Consider the following 17,049-nt stretch of genomic DNA (forward strand, 5'->3'; position numbering starts at 1 on the left):
ATGACGACACTTTCCAGTAACGCATTTTCCATCGCCCCTGACAACATCCGCACCCTGGCGCTGACCGGTGCTGTGGGCAGTGGCAAGACCACGCTCGCCGAAGCCCTGCTGGTGCAAGCCGGCGCCATCGCCTCCGCCGGCAACGTGGAGCGCGGCAGCACCGTCAGCGACCATGACTCGCTGGAAATCAAGGCGCAGCATTCGCTGCAGTCGTCCCTGATGCACATGCAATGCGGCGACACCCGCATCCACATGATCGACACCCCCGGCCTGCCCGACTTTGCCGGCCAGATCCTGCCCGCACTCGAGGCGGTGGAAACCGCCGCCATCGTGATCGACGCCGCCAAGGGCATCGAGCCGATGACGCAGCGCCTGATGCAGTACGCCGCCGGCTGCAAGCTCGACCGCATCATCATCGTCAACAAGATCGACGCCCCCGATGCCGACCTGCCCGCCCTGCTGCAGCAGATCCAGCAGACTTTCGGCAAGGAGTGCCTGCCGCTGAACCTGCCCGACGCCGGTGCCAGCAAGGTAGTGGACTGCTTCTTCAACCGCGAAGGCCACAGCGACTTTGGTGCGGTGGCCGATGCCCACCAGAACCTGGTGGAACAGGTGGTGGAAGTGGATGGCGACTTCGTCGAACGCTACCTGAACGAAGGTGATGTGGACGCCTCCGAACTGCATGCTCCGCTGGAACAGGCCATGCGCGAAGGCCACCTGATTCCGGTGTGCTTCGTCTCCGCCCGCACCGGAGCCGGCGTGGCCGAACTGCTGGACATCATCGTGAAGATGCTGCCCAACCCCTCCGAAGGCAACCCGCCCGATTTCCTGCGCGGCGAAGGCGACGATGCCGTGCCCGAGCACGCCACGCCCGACCCGGCCGCCCATGTGCTGGCCCAGGTGTTCAAGATCAGCATCGACCCCTACGTGGGCAAGCTCGCCATGCTGCGCGTGCACCAGGGCACCATCCGCCGCGACAGCCAGCTGTTCATCGGTGATGGCCGCAAGCCGTTCAAGGTGGGACACCTGTTCCTGGTGCAGGGCAAGGAGCATATTGAGGTGCCCCAGGCCGGCCCCGGCGACCTGTGCGCCATCGGCAAGGTAGACGAACTGCACTACGATGCGGTGCTGCATGATGCCGCCGAAGACGCGCATTTGCGCCTTGCCCCGCTGCCCTTCCCGGTGCCGGTGTATGGCGTGGCCATTTCGCCCAAGCGCCGTGGCGACGAGCAGCGCATGTGGGAAATCATGGGCAAGCTGGTGGCCGAAGACCCGTGTCTGCGCATCGAGCATGTGGCTACCACCAACGAGACCATCATCTACGGCCTGAGCGAATTGCACATGCGCGTCATGTTCGACCGCATGCGCGAGGTGTACAAGTTCGAGGTCGATACCAAGCCGCCGCGCATCGCCTACCGCGAAACCATTACCCAGGGCGCGCAGGCCCAGTACCGCCACAAGAAGCAGACCGGCGGCGCCGGCCAGTTCGGCGAGGTGCATCTGCGCATCGAACCGCTGCCGCGTGGCGCCGGCTTCGAGTTTGCCGACGAAGTCAAGGGCGGTGCGATTCCCTACCAGTTCATTCCCGCCGTGGAAAAAGGCGTGCGCGAAGCGCTGGCAACCGGCGCCATTGCCGGCTACCCGGTGGTCGACGTGCGCGTGGTGGTGCATGATGGCAAGCACCACCCGGTGGACAGCAAGGAAATCGCCTTCGTCACGGCCGGCCGCAAGGCCTTCCTGGAAGCCATGCGCGCCGCCCGCGCCGTGGTGCTAGAGCCGATCGCGAAGATGCAGGTCACTGCGCCTGAAAGCGCCGTGGGCGCCATCACGGGCGACCTGTCGACGCGCCGGGGCATGGTGACCGGCACCGACGGTGCCAATCTGGGCAATATGGTGGTGCAGGCACAGGTGCCGCTGGCCGAGATTGCCGGCTACCAGGCACGCCTGCATGCCATGACGGCCGGTCAGGGCACCTACTCGGTCTCGCTGTCGCACTACGAGATCGTGCCGCCGAACGTGCAGCAGCAACTGGTGTCCGAGTACAAGGTGCAGGACGAGGACTGAGGGTTCGCACCAGTCAGGCGCCAGCTTTTCTGGCGCCTGATGGATGAACTTGAGCGGTTAGCCTTGCTGTGACAGGCCGCTTCGTTGCGGGCTGCGCATCAAGCAGCAATCCTTTGGACCAATGGAGCGCGCAGCAGGCCTGCGCTTCGGCTTATCCGCGCTTGCCACGCCCGACAGGACTGCCGCGCTTGGCGTCGAGGCGCGTACGCGCATCCGGCGTGCGTGCGGTCTGGCCAGCCCGACCCTGCCGAGCGGGCGCCTTCGCTCCCAGTTCGCGTGGCGGCAGGCCCGTATGCTGGGTCAGCAGCGTTCCCTTGGCAGGCTTGCCGGCAACGCTGGCGCGCTTGGGCGTCGTGGCGCCCCCGGCCGGAGTGGCCACAGTCGCCCTTTTTCCGGGCATTGTCCCCGTCGTCGAGTTGGTGCGTCGCGGGCTTTGGTAGCCCCCGTCTCCCAGCGGCTGCCAGGTCGGAATCAGATGCTGCTTGCCATTGCCGATCAGGTCGGCACGCCCCATGCTCTTGAGCGCCTCGCGCAGCAAGGGCCAGTTGTTCGGATCGTGATAGCGCAGAAAGGCCTTGTGCAAGCGGCGGCGACGCTCGCCCTTCACCACATCCACCTCCTCGGCCCGGTCGGCATTCGGGCCATCCGGGCGGTGAATGCCCTTGAGCGGGTTCAAGCGCGAATGGTACATGGCCGTGGCAGTGGCCATCGGGCTCGGGTAAAAGGTCTGCACCTGATCGGCACGGAAGCCGTTGCGCTTGAGCCAGAGCGCAAGATTCATCATGTCCTCGTCGCTGGTGCCCGGATGCGCAGCAATGAAATACGGAATCAGGAACTGTTCCTTGTGCGCTTCCTTGCTGTACTTCTCGAACATCTGCTTGAAGCGGTCATAAGTGCCGATGCCCGGCTTCATCATCTTGGACAGCGGCCCCTGCTCGGTATGCTCGGGCGCAATCTTGAGGTAGCCCCCCACGTGGTGCTGCACCAGTTCCTTCACGTACTCCGGCGACTTCACCGCCAGGTCGTAACGCAGCCCGGAACCGATCAGCACCTTCTTGATGCCCGGCAGCTTGCGCGCGCGCTTGTAGATCGCGATCAGTGGATCGTGGTTGGTGGTCAGGTTCTGGCAGATGCCGGGGTAGACGCAGCTCGGCTTGCGGCAGGCGGCCTCGATTTCCTTGCTCTTGCAGCCTAGGCGGTACATGTTCGCCGTGGGACCGCCCAGATCACTCACCACGCCGGTGAAGCCCTGCACCTTGTCGCGCATCTCCTCCACCTCGCGAATGATGGAGTCTTCGCTGCGGCTCTGGATGATACGGCCTTCGTGCTCGGTAATCGAGCAGAAGGTACAGCCGCCGAAGCAGCCACGCATGATGTTGACCGAGAAGCGGATCATCTCCCAGGCCGGGATCTTGGTGGCGCCGTCGTGGCGGCCGTTTTCATCGGCATAGACCGGATGCGGGCTGCGCGCGTACGGCAGATCGAACACCCAGTCCATCTCTTCGGTGGTGAGCGGGATGGGCGGCGGGTTGAGCCAGACGTCGCGTGCGGTGTGGCCTTCGCCGTGCGCCTGCACCAGCGCGCGGGCGTTGCCGGGGTTGGTTTCCAGGTGCAGCACACGGTTGGCGTGCGCGTACAGAACCGGATCGGCCTTGACCTGTTCGTAGCTCGGCAGACGGATCACGCTGCGCTCGCGCGGAGGCGGGGCTACGCGATGCGGTTGATCTGCTCCTGATGGTGTGGCGCTGGAAGCAACCGCGCCTGGCTGCAGTTGCACCGCAGGACGATACGCATTCTGGTCTGCAGCTGTCTGCATGGGCATGGGTTCTGCCGACGGAGCATCCGCGTTCAGGCCTTTGGCATTCTTGCGGCGCACGACGCGCACCACCTGCTCGCCTGCCTGCTGCGACGAAGCGCAAGCCTGCTCCTGCGCACGCTCGCCCGTGGTCTGGTAGGGATGCACATGCGCATCCACCCTGCCCGGCTGGTCCACCTCGGTGGAATCGATTTCCTGCCAGCCTTCCGGGCTGCTGCGCATCACGAAAGCCGTGCCGCGCACGTCGGTAATGCTCTCCACCGGCTCGCGTTGCGCCAGGCGATGCGCCACTTCCACCAGCGCGCGCTCGGCATTGCCGTACAGCAGCAGATCGCACTTGCTGTCCACCACCATGCTGCGGCGGACCTTGTCGCTCCAGTAGTCGTAATGCGCGATGCGGCGCAGGCTGCCTTCGATGCCGCCCAGCACGATGGGCACGTCCTTGTACGCTTCGCGGCAGCGCTGGCTGTAGACGATGGCCGCGCGATCCGGGCGCTTTCCCGCGGCTCCGCCTGGCGTGTAGGCATCGTCGCTGCGAATCTTGCGATCAGCCGTGTAGCGGTTGATCATGCTGTCCATGTTGCCGGCCGTCACGCCCCAGAACAGGTTGGGCTTGCCCAGCGCCTTGAACGGCTCGGCACTCTGCCAGTCCGGCTGCGCGATGATGCCGACGCGAAAGCCCTGCGCCTCCAGCACACGGCCGATCACGGCCATGCCGAAACTCGGATGGTCGACATAGGCGTCGCCAGTCACCAGGACGATGTCGCAACTGTCCCAGCCCAGCTGCTCCATCTCGGCACGGCTCATGGGCAGGAAAGGAGCGGTGCCGAAACGCCTGGCCCAGAAGGGCTTGTAGCTGGTGAGGGGTTTGGCTGACGAACGGGAAGAAGAGGCGCGCGAAATACTGCGGGCGCTGGTAGCAATCATGCGCGCATTCTAGTTTGTGGCGGGTTTTGGCGCCAGCTGCAGCAGGCAACGCCCTTGCGCGGGCACGGCCATGCGCAGCGGTTTTGCTACACCACCCGTACTCCTCACGGCCCCTGCAGCCCCTAGCGCGGATTCTCGAAAAACACCATGTTGGTGTAATCGCTGATCTCGAAATACACCTTGCGTTCGTTCGGGTCGGCCACGAAATTCAGGTTTTCATCCAGCACACCGTAACCGAAGCGGTAGTTACGCGCGCGGCTATCATCCGTGCCCATGGCGGTGCTCATCTTGTCGATCTTGAGAAAGCGGCGCACCAGCTTGTCTCCCGCGTAGATCTCGAGCACGCCATTGGTGCCCGTCCAGTTCTGGATGTCGCGGCTGATCTTGTTCTGCTGTTCCTGCGTGCATCCGCCAGCCAGGGCCAGCGCAGCCACGCACGTCGCCAGGCACACCTGTCGCAATGTCATACGCCCTCCTCTGCTGTCACGCCCATCCGTGTCTCACCCAGCAGCAACTCAGGCAGGCATTCGGCTGCCTTGCAGCGGATCCCGCAGTCTGCCAGGTCATCCAGCTCGGTCGGGCCGGTGTTGATGATGACCACGCGCGCACCGGCGCGGCGCGCCACATCGGCCAGGCCGGCCGCCGGATACACCAGACCCGAGGTGCCGATTACCAGCATCAGGTCGCAATTGCCCGCCGCCTCGTCGGCACGGAACAGCGAAATCTCGGGCAGCGCCTCGCCAAACCAGACGACGGCCGGACGCAACTGGTTGCCGCACACATCGCATTTGGGCGGGCGCCCTTCCGTGGCGGTGGCCGGCTCGCAATCGCGCTCGGAGAAACGCTCTCGCGGACAGGGACGCAGCCAGCGGTCCTGCCGGATATTGCCATGCAGGGCCAGCACATCCTCGCTGCCCGCCTGCTGGTGCAGGCCGTCAACGTTCTGGGTAACCAGCGTCAGCCGGCCGGGATGCTGCCTGCCAAACTCGGCCAGCGCATGGTGCGCCGCGTTCGGGCTCACGTTGGCGACCAGCTCGCGACGCCAGGCATACCAATCCCAGACGCGCTGTGGATCGTGGCGGAAGGCCGCCTCCGTCGCCAGATCCTCGGGCTTGTAGCGCGCCCACAGACCGGTCTGCGCATCACGAAAAGTCGGCACGCCGGATTCGGCGCTGATGCCGGCGCCAGTCAACGCCACGACGCGCTGGGCCGACTGGATCCAGCCGCGCACCTTCTGCATTTTTTCCTGCAAGGGCATGGGGCTCTCCTTTTACTACTCCGGGTGGCTCAGGGCAACGAACGCTGGCGCAGGGCTTCGTACAGACAGACGCCGCTGGCCACCGACACGTTCAGGCTCTCCACTGCGCCCTGCATGGGGATGCTGACCAGTTCATCACAGGTCTTGCGCGTGAGCTGGCGCATGCCGGGGCCTTCGGCACCCAGCACCAGGGCCGTGGGCGTGCGCATATCGACCTGGTACAGCATCTTGTCAGCATCGCCGCTGGTGCCGATGATCCAGATATTGCGCTCCTTGAGCTCGTTGAGCGTGCGCGCCAGGTTGGTCACCATGAAATACGGCACCGTATCCGCCGCCCCGCTGGCCACCTTGGCCACCGTGGCATTGATGCCGGCGGCATGGTCCTTGGGCGCAATCACTGCATGCGCACCGGCGCCATCGGCCACGCGCAGGCAGGCGCCCAGGTTGTGCGGATCGGTCACGCCGTCGAGCACCAACAACAGCGGCGGTTCGTCGAGGCTGTCGAGCAGGTCGTCCAGCGACTGCTTGAGCTGGATCTCGCTCACGCGCGCCACCACGCCCTGATGACCGTGGCTGCCGCTCAGGCGCGACAGGCGCAGGCCATCGGCCTCCACCAGCTGCACCCTGGCCTCCTTGGCACGCTCGATGAACTGGCGCATGCGCGCATCGCGCCGGCTGGGGTCTACAAACACCTCCAGCACCGACTCGGGCGCCATCTTCAGGCGCACGCCGACGGCGTGGAAGCCGAAAACAATCTTGTGGGATGAGGACATGCTGGAATTATCGCCGCTGGGGCAATAAAAAACCGCATGCGATCCAAGGATCTGCATGCGGAATGAACCGCTCCAGGGTGGTTCCCCCACCCTGACGGGAGCTCAAACGCGGTGCTTATTGCTGGATGCCGGACACTTCCACGTCGACGCGACGGTTGGGTGCCAGGCAGGCAATCAGCTCGGTGCGGTTGCGCTGCGAGCATTGCACCACCGGCTGGCTTTCGCCCATGCCGGCGGCACGCATATTGCCGGCCGGCAGGCCCTGTGCGATCAGGTACTCACGCACAGTGTTCGCACGCAGTTGCGACAGGCGCTGGTTGTAGGCATCGCTGCCCAGGCGGTCCGTGTGACCGACGATGTTCATGCGGGCATCCTGCCCCAGTTCCTTCAACTGCCCAGCCAATTTGTCCAGTTCGGCACGGCCTTCGGGACGCATGTCGGCAAGGCTGTAGCGATCAAACGCAAACAGGGCATCGGCCTTCAGGCTGATCACGCGGGGAGCAACCGGAACGCCACCGATAAAGCGTGCGCACTCGGAGGGCTTCCAGTGGAAGGACTGGCCCTTCATGTTGCCATCGAAGATGACCTTGTACTGGCACACCGTCACCGGGCCGTTGACCGACTCGCGGAACTTCATGACGTAGTCCCACTCGCGGGCGCCCTTCATCTCGCGGAAATGCGGGCGACCGATCAGGTAGTACAGGTCATCCTTGGTAACGCCGGGGCCGATCTTGCGCATGTTCTCCACGTTGGGGAAGATGCCTTCCGGCACGCCGGAAGTCTTGTCCAGATCAGGGAAGACCACTTCCTGCGCCTGGCCCTGGTCGTTCACTCCCTTGCTCACCGTGGAGGTGCAGCCCACCAGACCCAGTGCAGCCAGTGCCATGCCAGTGGCAACCCATTTGATGCTTGTGTGCTTTTTCATCACAAATCCCTTCAATGTGTTGATTCAAAGAATATCCGGCATCCTGCCCCGGCACAGGCCGGGACAGGAATCAGGCAATTACCACTGGTATCCGGCACCCACGGTGGCGCCGACATGGCCCTTGTTGTTGCTGTTGACGCTGCCCTTGAGCACCCATTTGCCGTTGTCGGTAATGGTGGACACACCCAGCGCGAAACCGGTGGCGCCACGGTAGGTGGCACCACTCATGGCTACCATGCTCTTGCCGGGCAGGTAGGCCTGGGGCAGACCCGCTGCGGCCATGGCACTGGCGGTACCTGCGCGTGCTTCCTTGTCGAGGGTGTCATAGCGCTGGTTCAGGTTGTTGATGGCCTGGTTGGTCTGGTACAGCTGCGAGCCGTTGATGGCTTCCTTGCTGGTGGGAGACACCTCTCCGGGCGCAACACCGGTAATCTTGCCGCTGCCTCCATCGTTGATGGTGACCTCACCAAATTTGGGCGAATCCGCCATTTGAAGATTGATCGTTCCGGTCCGGGGATCGGTCACCGTCTTCAGGTTGGCGCCACTGTAAGTACCCGCAGTGGTAGCCTCTCCCTTGATCGTCAATGTCTGGCCGAGGTTACGGTGCACCGTGTCTCCGTCATTGCCGGCAAAGTCCATGCCCTTCTTAGTCAAGTCATTCGTGTAGTCTTTCAGTTGCCCCAGATTGACCGCATCACTATCTTTGACACCATCCGCCAGATTGGTAATCTTGTCACCGTTCATATTGATGCCATCCCCATTAAGGATGGGGCCATTTGTGATGGTCAGGCTGTCAGCAACCAGGTCCTTTTTGGTGCCGATAGTCACCGTAGTCGTCTTTCCATCGGTGCTCGTAGTCTGGGTAATTTCCATGTTGGTGCCGGCAGTCAGATTAACCGTGTCATTCGGCATGATGGTGGACGGCCCAGTGGTAGTCTCACCGGTCGTCGTTGTCAAATTCCAGCCGGTGCTGGTGCCATCGCCCAGCAGGGCATTAACGCAGGCTTGTTGTTCCGCAGCCGTCGCGCCTTTTATTACGCTGATTTTCAGCGACGCGTTGCCGTCCCAGGTAAATGTACATTCATCAGCAGCCATCGCTCCCGTAGGCCCGGCCAACAGCATGACGCCACAGACGATCGGAGCAATGCGCAGTACGTTTCGAGATTTCTTTGCGATAGAACGGGTTTTCATGATCTCCTCCTTAACAAATTCAAACCGAAGGACATATGCGCGCCAAGGCTGCTTGCCGAGCACTAACATACATTTACAATTCCATCATAACAGTTCTCGTTGCGACGAAACCAGTTGTATCTGCCACGTGTGCAAGATATCTATTGCATACGCGCTCGCGTATATGTACTGATAGCTGCGTACCGGCGCCGCATCAGGTCAATCCTCGCAATCCCCCACGTTACCCTCATGAATCCGCAGGCGCCTGCCACAACGGCTTGCCAGCGCCTCGTCGTGCGTCACCAGCACCAGCGTGGCCCCCTGCTCCACATTCAGTTCAAGCAGCAATTCCAGAATCCTTTCCCCCGTTGCGCCATCCAGACTTCCGGTAGGCTCATCCGCCAGCAGAATTTGCGGACGCTGTACAAACGCCCGGGCCAGCGCCACACGCTGCTGCTCTCCTCCCGACAACACCCGCGGATAGCTTTGCACCCGTGCAGCCAGCCCGACACGGTCCAGCATGGCAAGCGCCCTTTCCCTGGCATCCCGTTTTCCTGCAAGCTCCAGGGGGAGCATGGTATTTTCCAGCGCTGTCAGGTTGGGCATCAACTGGAAATTCTGAAAGACAAACCCCATGGTCTGCGCCCGCAGGGCTGCGCGTCCGTCCTCGTCCAGCGCAAACATGTCCTTTCCGCCCAGAAAAACCGTACCCGAACTTGGCGTATCCAGACCAGCCATGATGGCCAGCAGGCTGCTCTTGCCCGATCCGGATGCGCCGACAATCGCCGTCACGCTTCCACGCTCCAGTTCAAAACTGATGTTGCGCAGAATGTGCAGCGTGCCATCGGCTTGCGTCACACTCTTGGACACATCTCTCACACTGAGAATACTATTGCCGGGAGATTGTTTCATGACAATTTTCACTTGTATTTGCTGATATTGCGTCCATGGTAACCCTGTACCTGCCTGTGCCGTGGCTGCACAACCGCAAGGGAACTCGAAAACCTGTCGCTACTCCAAGAATCATGTCGCAATCTACCTCCCCCCGCCTTTCGCGCCGCAATGGTCTGCTCATTTCACTTGCCGTGCTGGCAAGCGCGTTGAGCGCACCGGCCCATGCCTCCAGTCAGGCAACGGTCCTTGTCGTTGGCGACTCCATCAGCGCCGAATACGGCCTGCCCCGCGGCACCGGTTGGGTCGCCCTGTTGCAGAATCAGCTCGACGCAGGCAGGATTCCGGCCCGCCTCGTCAATGCCAGCATCAGCGGCGACACCACCGCAGGCGGCCGCGCGCGCCTGCCGCAACTGCTCAAGACGCATCAACCCAAGGTGCTTTTGCTAGAGCTGGGTGCCAACGATGCCCTGCGCGGCCTGCCGCTGGCGCAAACCCAGGCCAATCTGACGGCCATGACGCAACTGGCACAGCAATCCGGCGCCAAGGTACTGCTGCTGGGCATGCAGGTGCCGCCCAACTACGGCGCCAGCTACACGCGCCAGTTCGCCCAGGTATTTGCCGACGTGGGCAAGGCGCAGAAGGCAGCCGTGCTGCCGTTCCTGCTCAAGGGCGTGGCCGATGCGCCCGATGCACTGCAATACTTCCAGTCCGACCGCATTCACCCGAATGCGAAGGCACAAGCCCGAATTGCCGGCAATGTGCTGCCCGAGCTGAAGAAACTGCTGCTGAAGTAAGCTGGCACGCAATCTGCCCTGCGCAGGGCCGCGTCGCCCCCCTCGATCTCCTTGCAACGCCGGTCCGCTCCGGACAATGGCTTCGGTCCCGGGGGGCCGCTAGAACCTGTTGCCTCAGACCGGCAAGGTCAGCAGCGCCTGTGCCAGATCCGCCTCCAGGTCGCGCGGGTCTTCCAGCCCGATGCACAGGCGCACCAGCGTGCCGCGCGCAATATGCTCCGGCCAGGCATCACGCATGGTTTCCAGTTCGTACGGCATCACCAGGCTGACCGGTCCGCCCCAGCTGTAGCCGATGCGGAACAGGCGCAGGCTGTCGCAGAAGGCATCGATTTCGTCCTGGGTATAGTGCGGCTCGAACACCACGCTCACCAGCCCGGCGGCCGCGCCATGCGGCTGCTCGGGCGTGACGCACAACGCTTTCCAGTAGTCGTGTCCGGGCGCATCAGGCAGGCTGGGGTGCAATACCTGCGCAAACTGCGGCTGCCCGGTACACCATTGCGCCACGTGACGCGCCGAGCGGTCGGCCGCCTGGTAGCGCAAGGCCATGCTCGGCAGGCTGCGCAGCACCGCTTCCACGTCGTTCATGCCCACGCCAAAGCCGAGACGCATATGGCTGAGCAGGATGCGCTTGTGCAGCGCCGGGTCGCGCGTGATCACGCTGCCCATCAATACGTCGCCGCCGCCGCTGGGATACTTGGTCAGCGCGTGAATGCTGATGTCCACACCGATTGCCTCCTCATCGCCACTGCGCAGCAGATCGAAAGGCTGGAAGGCCAGGCCGGCGCCCCAGGTGTTGTCCAGCGCAGTCAGCACGCCCAGTTCACGGCAGGTGCGCACCTGCGCCAGCAGATCGGGAAACTCCAACGTAACCGAGCCGGCCGCTTCCAGCCACACCAGACGCGTGTTGGGGCCGATCTTGTCCGCCAGATCGTTCACGTCCATGGGGTCGTAGGTGCGGTAGGCAATGCCCCAGTGGTCCAGCTCGCCGTCGGCCAGCGTTCTGCTGGGTCCATAGGCATTGTCCGGCAGCAGCACTTCGTCCCCGCTGTGCAGCAGGGCCATGTTCACGCAGGCGATGGCTGCCAGCCCGCTGGGCACCAGCACCGCGTGGCGCCCGCCTTCCAGCGCACACAGACGCTCTTCCAGCGTGTAGCTGGTGGGCGTGCCATGCAAGCCATAGGTGTAGCCGCTCTTGTCGAGCCAGGTGCGCTCGCGCATGGCGGCCACGTTCGGAAAGAACACCGTGGAGGCCTTGCAGACCGGCGGTTGCGGCGCCTCGAATTCTGCAGGAGGCTGGTAGTCGTGATGGATGAGGTCAGTGCTGGCGTGGCGTTTCATGCCGGCATGATAGCGCGCAACTGGTGTCAGCCGCCGAGACCTCTGTCACGCTACAGCAACTCCCTAGAGCGTCAGGCATGCAACTGGCTATTCCTTGCCGGAGCGCATCTTGTACCACTGATGCGCAGACCAGATCAGGCTGATCAGCACATAGGCGAGCAGCCCGCCGCTGACGGCAAGTATCGCCAGGCCGACCATCAGCGGCTTGCCCATCATCTTGATGCCTTGCCAGAAGCCGACCTTCTCGGAGCCGTGGATAGTCTGGTGCAACTCGGTGGCCTTTTGTTCGGCTTCGCTGTCTTTTTCCGAAGCGCTCTTGGGGGCAGTGGGCTCCAGCACCATGTTGCCCAGGCGATAGGCCAGGTAATACACCGGCGCAAAGGTGACCGGGTTGCTCACCAGCGTGCTGGCTGCTGCTGCCGGCAGGTTGGCACGCAGCACGATGGCCGCCACCGCCGAGGCCGGAATCTGTGCCACCGGCACCAGCATGCCGAAGAAGATGCCGATGGAAACGCCCAGCGCCACACCATGACGCGACCAGACCCACAAGGCAGGCTGCCCCAGCCAGGGAGCCAGCCAGGCCAGCCAGCGGCTGCGCTCCAGCGTTTCCTGATCGGGGATCCAGCGGCGGAAGAAGCTCATGGTCGCGTCGTTTTCACTGCAGGCTATGAGGCCAGCCTGGAGGCCAGCACATGGGGCCGGATCGAGTCGTAGTTCTCGAACGGCTGGTGGATCCACGGGCTGGTGGGCAGGTGTTCGACGGAGTAATCGGGCTGGTAGGCCGAAACGCCCTTGGTCCACAGCACGGCAGAGCGCAGCTCGACGATTGCGGGGTATTTCTCGCGCAGGTTCTGCACCACGGCCTGCAGCGTCACGCCGCTGTCGGCCAGGTCATCCACCAGCAGCACGCGCCCGGCAATCTGGCCGCGCGGGGTGGTAATGTAGTGGGCAATGTCCAGCGTGCCCTGGGTCTTGCCGTCGTTCTCGCGGTAGGAACTGGTGGACATGATGGCCAGCGGCACTTCGAAGATACGGCTCAGCACATCACCCGGGCGCATGCCGCCACGCGCCAGGCACAGGATGGTATCGAACTCCCAGCCCGATTCGTGCACCATCAGCGCCAGGCGCTCGATCAGGCGGTGGTATTCGTCGTTGGTGATATACAGATGCTTGCCGTCTTCCGTCAACATGGCCGGACCTCCCAGTGAAGAACCGGCCTTGTGGGCCGGTGTGTTTTTGTTATCAGCAGCCGGATGCAGGAGCTGCAAACGGATGCTGCATCATGATGGTGTGATCGCGATCGGGGCTGGTCGAGATCACGTGCACCGGCACGCCGGTGGTTTCCTCGATGCGCTGCAGGTACTTGCGTGCCTGTTCCGGCAGCTTGTCGTATTCGGTCACGCCCACGGTGGTGTCGGTCCAGCCCGGCAGGGTTTCGTACACCGGCTTGCAGCGGGCGATGTCATCGGCACCCAGCGGCAGGATGTCGACCTGTTCGCCGTCCAGCTCGTAGCCGACGCACAGTTGCAGTTCGGGCAGGCCGTCCAGCACGTCCAGCTTGGTGATGCACAGGCCGCTCAGGCCGTTGACCTGGGCGCTGCGCTTGAGCAGCGCGGCATCGAACCAGCCGCAACGGCGGCTGCGACCGGTGGTCACGCCCTTCTCCGCACCCACGGTGGCCATGTGCCAGCCGGGCGTGCCTTCGGTTTCCCAGTCCAGCTCGGTGGGGAACGGACCGCCGCCCACGCGCGTGCAGTAGGCCTTGGTGATGCCCAGCACATAGTGCAGCATTCCCGGGCCAACGCCAGCGCCGGCGGCGGCGTTGCCCGCCACGCAGTTGCTGGAGGTCACGAAGGGATAGGTGCCGTGGTCGATGTCCAGCAGCGTGCCTTGGGCGCCTTCGAACAGCAGATTGCCGCCCTCCTTGTGCACCTCGTTCAGCTCGCGCGAGACGTCGGCAATCATCGGCTTGACCTGCTCGGCCTGCTGCATGGCTTCGGCATACACGGCGTCGTACTGCACCTGGCCGTTGACCAGATAGGGCTTGAGCGCCTCGCCAAAGTCCACGTCGGCGGCGTGCAGCCAGCTGGACAGGATGTGGTTGTACAGCTCGATCAGTTCGCGCAGCTTGGCGGCAAAGCGCTCGGGATGCTTCAGGTCCTGCACGCGCAGGGCACGGCGGGCGATCTTGTCCTCGTAGGCGGGGCCGATGCCGCGGCCGGTGGTGCCGATCTTCTCGGCGCCGGCGCGCGTCTTGGCAGCTTCGCGGGCAATATCGAGCACAGCGTGGAACGGCAGGATCAGCGGGCATGCCTCGCTCACGCGCAGACGCGAACGCACCTCGACGCCGGCTTTTTCCAGGCCGGCGATTTCTTCCAGCAGCTTGGTCACGGACAGCACCACGCCGTTGCCGATGTAGCACTTCACGCCCGGACGCATGATGCCGCTCGGGATCAGGTGCAGCGCGGTTTTCACGCCGTTGATGACGAGCGTGTGGCCGGCATTGTGCCCCCCCTGGAAGCGGACGACGCCATTGGCGCTTTCGGTCAGCCAGTCGACCAGCTTGCCCTTGCCCTCGTCACCCCACTGGGTGCCGACCACCACGACGTTGCGGCCCTTGGCGGCCTGGCCAGCCAGATTGTTGCTCATTGCATGTTCCTTCAATCAAAACAAAGGGTTATGGGGATCGCGCGAACAGCGATCCGCTCAGGCGGCGGACATGGGCTGCACCACCCATTGTCCGCCTTGCTCGACCAGCGTACGGTCGCAGCAGGCAGTGTCTTCCTCGACGCCCTGCCCCGGGAAAGTGACGATCACGGTTTCACCTGCGGCACGCAGCGCGCGCACGGTCTGGCGCCAGTCCAGCGCCTCGCGCCACTCGGCGCGGATGGCGGCCGGGCGTGCCGGTGGCGTGGACATGCGCGCCAGCGCCTTTACGTCCAGGCTGAAACCGACCGCCGGACGATTGCGGCCGAACACGGCGCCCACCTCGTCATAACGGCCGCCCCGCACCAGCGCTTCGCTGCAACCTCGCAGGTAGAGCGCGAACCGCGGGCCGCTGTAGTAGGCATAGCCGGCGGCATCCGCCAGGTCGATCAGCAGGGTGATATCCGGATGGGTGCGCTGGATATGCTCGCACAGCCATTCGAGCTGGTCCAGCGCTTCGCCGATCTGCGGCAATGCCGGCAGGGCCTTGCGCGCCTTGCCGATCACGGACACATCGCCGTACAGGCCGAGCAAGGCATGCAGCTGCTGGCGCACCGCGGACGGCAGCGCCTGGGCCGCCAGCTCCAGCGCATCGGCGTTCTTGGAAATCAGGGCATTCTGCAGGCGGTCGATGTCGACCACCACTTCCGGGGCCTGCTGCAGCAGGGCCGGCACGATGCGCGCATCGGTCAGGTCAGCCACCAGGCCGCGCTCGGTGGGCGTGTGCACGCTCTTGAGCGAATCGAGCGCCAGGGACAGGATTTCAAGCTCGGCCCCGGAGCCACTGCAGCCGTAGATTTCCGCGCCGAACTGGAGCGGCTCGCGGCTGGCATGGGGTTGTTCGGGGCGGGTATGCAGCACCGGGCCGCAATAACACAGGCGGGCCACACCTTCGCGGTTGAGCAGGTGCGCATCGATGCGGGCGACCTGCTGCGTGGTGTCGGCACGGACGCCGAGCGTGCGGCCGGACAGTAGATCGACCATCTTGAAGGTCTGCAGATCCAGCGCCTCGCCGGTGCCGGACAGCAGGGAATCGATATGCTCGACCAGCGGCGGCACCACCAGCTCGTAGCCATAGCTGCGCGCAGTGTCCAGCAGGGTACGCCGGTAGTCTTCAATCAGTCGTGCCTGCGCAGGCAGCACATCAGCGATATGGTCGGGAAGTACCCAGGCGGACATTGGAAATATCAGGTCTGTTAAAAAACCGGATTTTACAAGCAATCCATCAGGTTGACACAAACCGTCACCCGATGCCCGAGTTCAGTTGCTGATGATCCAGTACAGCAGCAGCCCGCCGACCACACTCAGGAAGCCGAACAGGCGGATGCGCTGGTCCGGCAGGCGCGTGAGTTCGCTGAACACTTCGCGCCAGCGTGCCGGCATCAGCAGCGGGAACAGGCCTTCGAACATCAGCATGAAGGCCAATGCCAGCCACAGCACATCGTCCTGCATGTGGCCTGATCAGTTGCCGCCGCCCACAGAGGCGCCACCCTGGCGCAGCGACTTGAAGAAGTCATTGCTGGCCGGGTCGACCACCATCACGTCGTTCTTGTTCTCGAAGCTCTTGCGATAGGCTTCCAGGCCGCGGTAGAAGTTGGCGAACTGCGGGCTCTTGCCGAAGGACTCGCCGTAGACGCGGGTAGCCTCTGCATCGCCCTCGCCTTTCACGCGCTGGGCGTCACGGTAGGCTTCGGCCACGGTGATGTCGCGCTGGCGGTCGGCATCGGCACGGATTTTTTCGCCTTCGGCGGTACCGGTGGAACGCAGCTCGTTGGCCACGCGCTCACGCTCGGCCTGCATGCGTCGATAGACGGATTCAGTAATCGCCTCGGCATAGTCGGCACGGGTGATGCGCACGTCGACGATTTCCACGCCCCAGGTCTTGCCGCCGGTCGTTACGGCCTGCACCACTTCGGCCTTGACGTTCTGCATCAGGGCCTCGCGCTTGCCGGAGAGCAGCTCGCGCACGGTGTACTTGTTGATTTCTTCCTGGAAGGCGTTGCGCACCACGCGCAGCAACTGGTTGGCGCCCGCGGTTTCGTCCGTGCCCACGTTGCGGATGTAGGCCTGGGGATCGGAAATGCGCCAGCGCACGTACCAGTCGATCACCACGCGCTGCTTCTCGGCCGTCAGCATGGTCTCGTTGTCCTGGCTGTCGAGCATGAGCAGGCGCTTGTCGACGAAGCGCACGTTCTGGAACGGCGGCGGCATCTTCACGTAGAGGCCGGGTTCGGTGACCACGCGCTTGATCTGGCCCAGGGCATAGACCACGCCGAACTGGCGCTGGTCGACCACGAACAGGACGGAGCTGGCGGCCAACAGGGCAATCACGAGGGCCAGGCCGGCAGTAATGAGTTTATTCATCGGACAGTGTCTCTTTCAGC

Annotated in this window: 16 protein-coding genes; 2 read left to right on the forward strand and 14 right to left on the reverse strand. The window is 63.8% G+C overall.

Annotation, left to right across the window (positions count from 1 at the left end; genetic code table 11):
- Entirely contained in the window at positions 1-2,064 is a 2,064-nt protein-coding gene (gene fusA / locus KKQ75_RS04845; RefSeq protein ID WP_213360717.1) for an elongation factor G, read from the forward strand.
- 151 nt (positions 2,065-2,215) lie between these two features.
- Here the strand turns inward: fusA and KKQ75_RS04850 are convergent, their stop codons facing one another.
- The 7 genes from KKQ75_RS04850 to KKQ75_RS04880 all read right to left on the reverse strand — a co-directional run bounded on the left by KKQ75_RS04850 (position 2,216) and on the right by KKQ75_RS04880 (position 9,845).
- On the reverse strand, positions 2,216-4,807 hold the full coding sequence (locus tag KKQ75_RS04850) for a YgiQ family radical SAM protein (protein ID WP_213360718.1): 2,592 nt from the start codon (positions 4,805-4,807) through the stop codon (positions 2,216-2,218).
- A gap of 122 nt (positions 4,808-4,929) precedes the next feature.
- Entirely contained in the window at positions 4,930-5,274 is a 345-nt protein-coding gene (locus tag KKQ75_RS04855) for a hypothetical protein (protein WP_213360719.1), read from the reverse strand.
- The gene (locus tag KKQ75_RS04860) at positions 5,271-6,065 is read right to left on the reverse strand and encodes an SIR2 family NAD-dependent protein deacylase (RefSeq protein ID WP_213360720.1); all 795 of its coding nucleotides are present in this window, start codon (positions 6,063-6,065) and stop codon (positions 5,271-5,273) included. Before KKQ75_RS04860 ends, KKQ75_RS04855 begins: the two co-directional genes overlap by 4 nt.
- A gap of 29 nt (positions 6,066-6,094) precedes the next feature.
- A complete protein-coding gene (gene rlmB, locus KKQ75_RS04865) occupies positions 6,095-6,838 on the reverse strand; it encodes a 23S rRNA (guanosine(2251)-2'-O)-methyltransferase RlmB (RefSeq protein WP_213360722.1) in 744 nt (247 codons plus the stop codon).
- Between the two features lie 115 nt (positions 6,839-6,953).
- The gene (locus KKQ75_RS04870) at positions 6,954-7,763 is read right to left on the reverse strand and encodes an OmpA family protein (protein WP_213360723.1); all 810 of its coding nucleotides are present in this window, start codon (positions 7,761-7,763) and stop codon (positions 6,954-6,956) included.
- A 78-nt stretch (positions 7,764-7,841) separates the two neighbouring features.
- Entirely contained in the window at positions 7,842-8,954 is a 1,113-nt protein-coding gene (locus KKQ75_RS13120; RefSeq protein WP_213360724.1) for a YadA-like family protein, read from the reverse strand.
- 198 nt (positions 8,955-9,152) lie between these two features.
- Entirely contained in the window at positions 9,153-9,845 is a 693-nt protein-coding gene (locus KKQ75_RS04880; protein ID WP_213360725.1) for an ABC transporter ATP-binding protein, read from the reverse strand.
- Between the two features lie 113 nt (positions 9,846-9,958).
- On the opposite strand from KKQ75_RS04880, the gene KKQ75_RS04885 reads away from it, so the two are divergent.
- The gene (locus KKQ75_RS04885; RefSeq protein WP_213360726.1) at positions 9,959-10,621 is read left to right on the forward strand and encodes an arylesterase; all 663 of its coding nucleotides are present in this window, start codon (positions 9,959-9,961) and stop codon (positions 10,619-10,621) included.
- Between the two features lie 114 nt (positions 10,622-10,735).
- Here KKQ75_RS04885 and KKQ75_RS04890 read toward each other — a convergent pair whose 3' ends face one another.
- The 7 genes from KKQ75_RS04890 to hflC all read right to left on the reverse strand — a co-directional run bounded on the left by KKQ75_RS04890 (position 10,736) and on the right by hflC (position 17,029).
- Complete coding sequence (locus KKQ75_RS04890; protein WP_213360727.1) at positions 10,736-11,959, reverse strand: PLP-dependent transferase; 1,224 nt, start codon at positions 11,957-11,959, stop codon at positions 10,736-10,738.
- A gap of 87 nt (positions 11,960-12,046) precedes the next feature.
- The gene (locus tag KKQ75_RS04895) at positions 12,047-12,601 is read right to left on the reverse strand and encodes a DUF2062 domain-containing protein (RefSeq protein WP_213360728.1); all 555 of its coding nucleotides are present in this window, start codon (positions 12,599-12,601) and stop codon (positions 12,047-12,049) included.
- Positions 12,602-12,624: 23 nt separating this feature from the next.
- Complete coding sequence (locus tag KKQ75_RS04900; RefSeq protein ID WP_213360730.1) at positions 12,625-13,149, reverse strand: phosphoribosyltransferase; 525 nt, start codon at positions 13,147-13,149, stop codon at positions 12,625-12,627.
- A 52-nt stretch (positions 13,150-13,201) separates the two neighbouring features.
- The gene (locus tag KKQ75_RS04905; protein WP_213360732.1) at positions 13,202-14,608 is read right to left on the reverse strand and encodes an adenylosuccinate synthase; all 1,407 of its coding nucleotides are present in this window, start codon (positions 14,606-14,608) and stop codon (positions 13,202-13,204) included.
- Between the two features lie 57 nt (positions 14,609-14,665).
- Positions 14,666-15,844, reverse strand: a complete 1,179-nt coding sequence (locus KKQ75_RS04910) for an ATP phosphoribosyltransferase regulatory subunit (RefSeq protein WP_213360733.1) — start codon at positions 15,842-15,844, stop codon at positions 14,666-14,668.
- An 81-nt stretch (positions 15,845-15,925) separates the two neighbouring features.
- Positions 15,926-16,117: a DUF2065 domain-containing protein gene (locus tag KKQ75_RS04915; protein WP_213360734.1), complete on the reverse strand. Its 192-nt coding sequence runs from the start codon at positions 16,115-16,117 to the stop codon at positions 15,926-15,928.
- Positions 16,118-16,126: 9 nt separating this feature from the next.
- Positions 16,127-17,029 (reverse strand): protease modulator HflC, encoded by a 903-nt coding sequence (hflC, locus tag KKQ75_RS04920; protein ID WP_213360735.1) that lies wholly within the window; start codon positions 17,027-17,029, stop codon positions 16,127-16,129.
- Positions 17,030-17,049: the final 20 nt, after the last annotated feature.

Source organism: Brachymonas denitrificans (assembly GCF_907163135.1).
Classification (GTDB): Bacteria; Pseudomonadota; Gammaproteobacteria; order Burkholderiales; family Burkholderiaceae_C; genus Brachymonas; species Brachymonas denitrificans_A.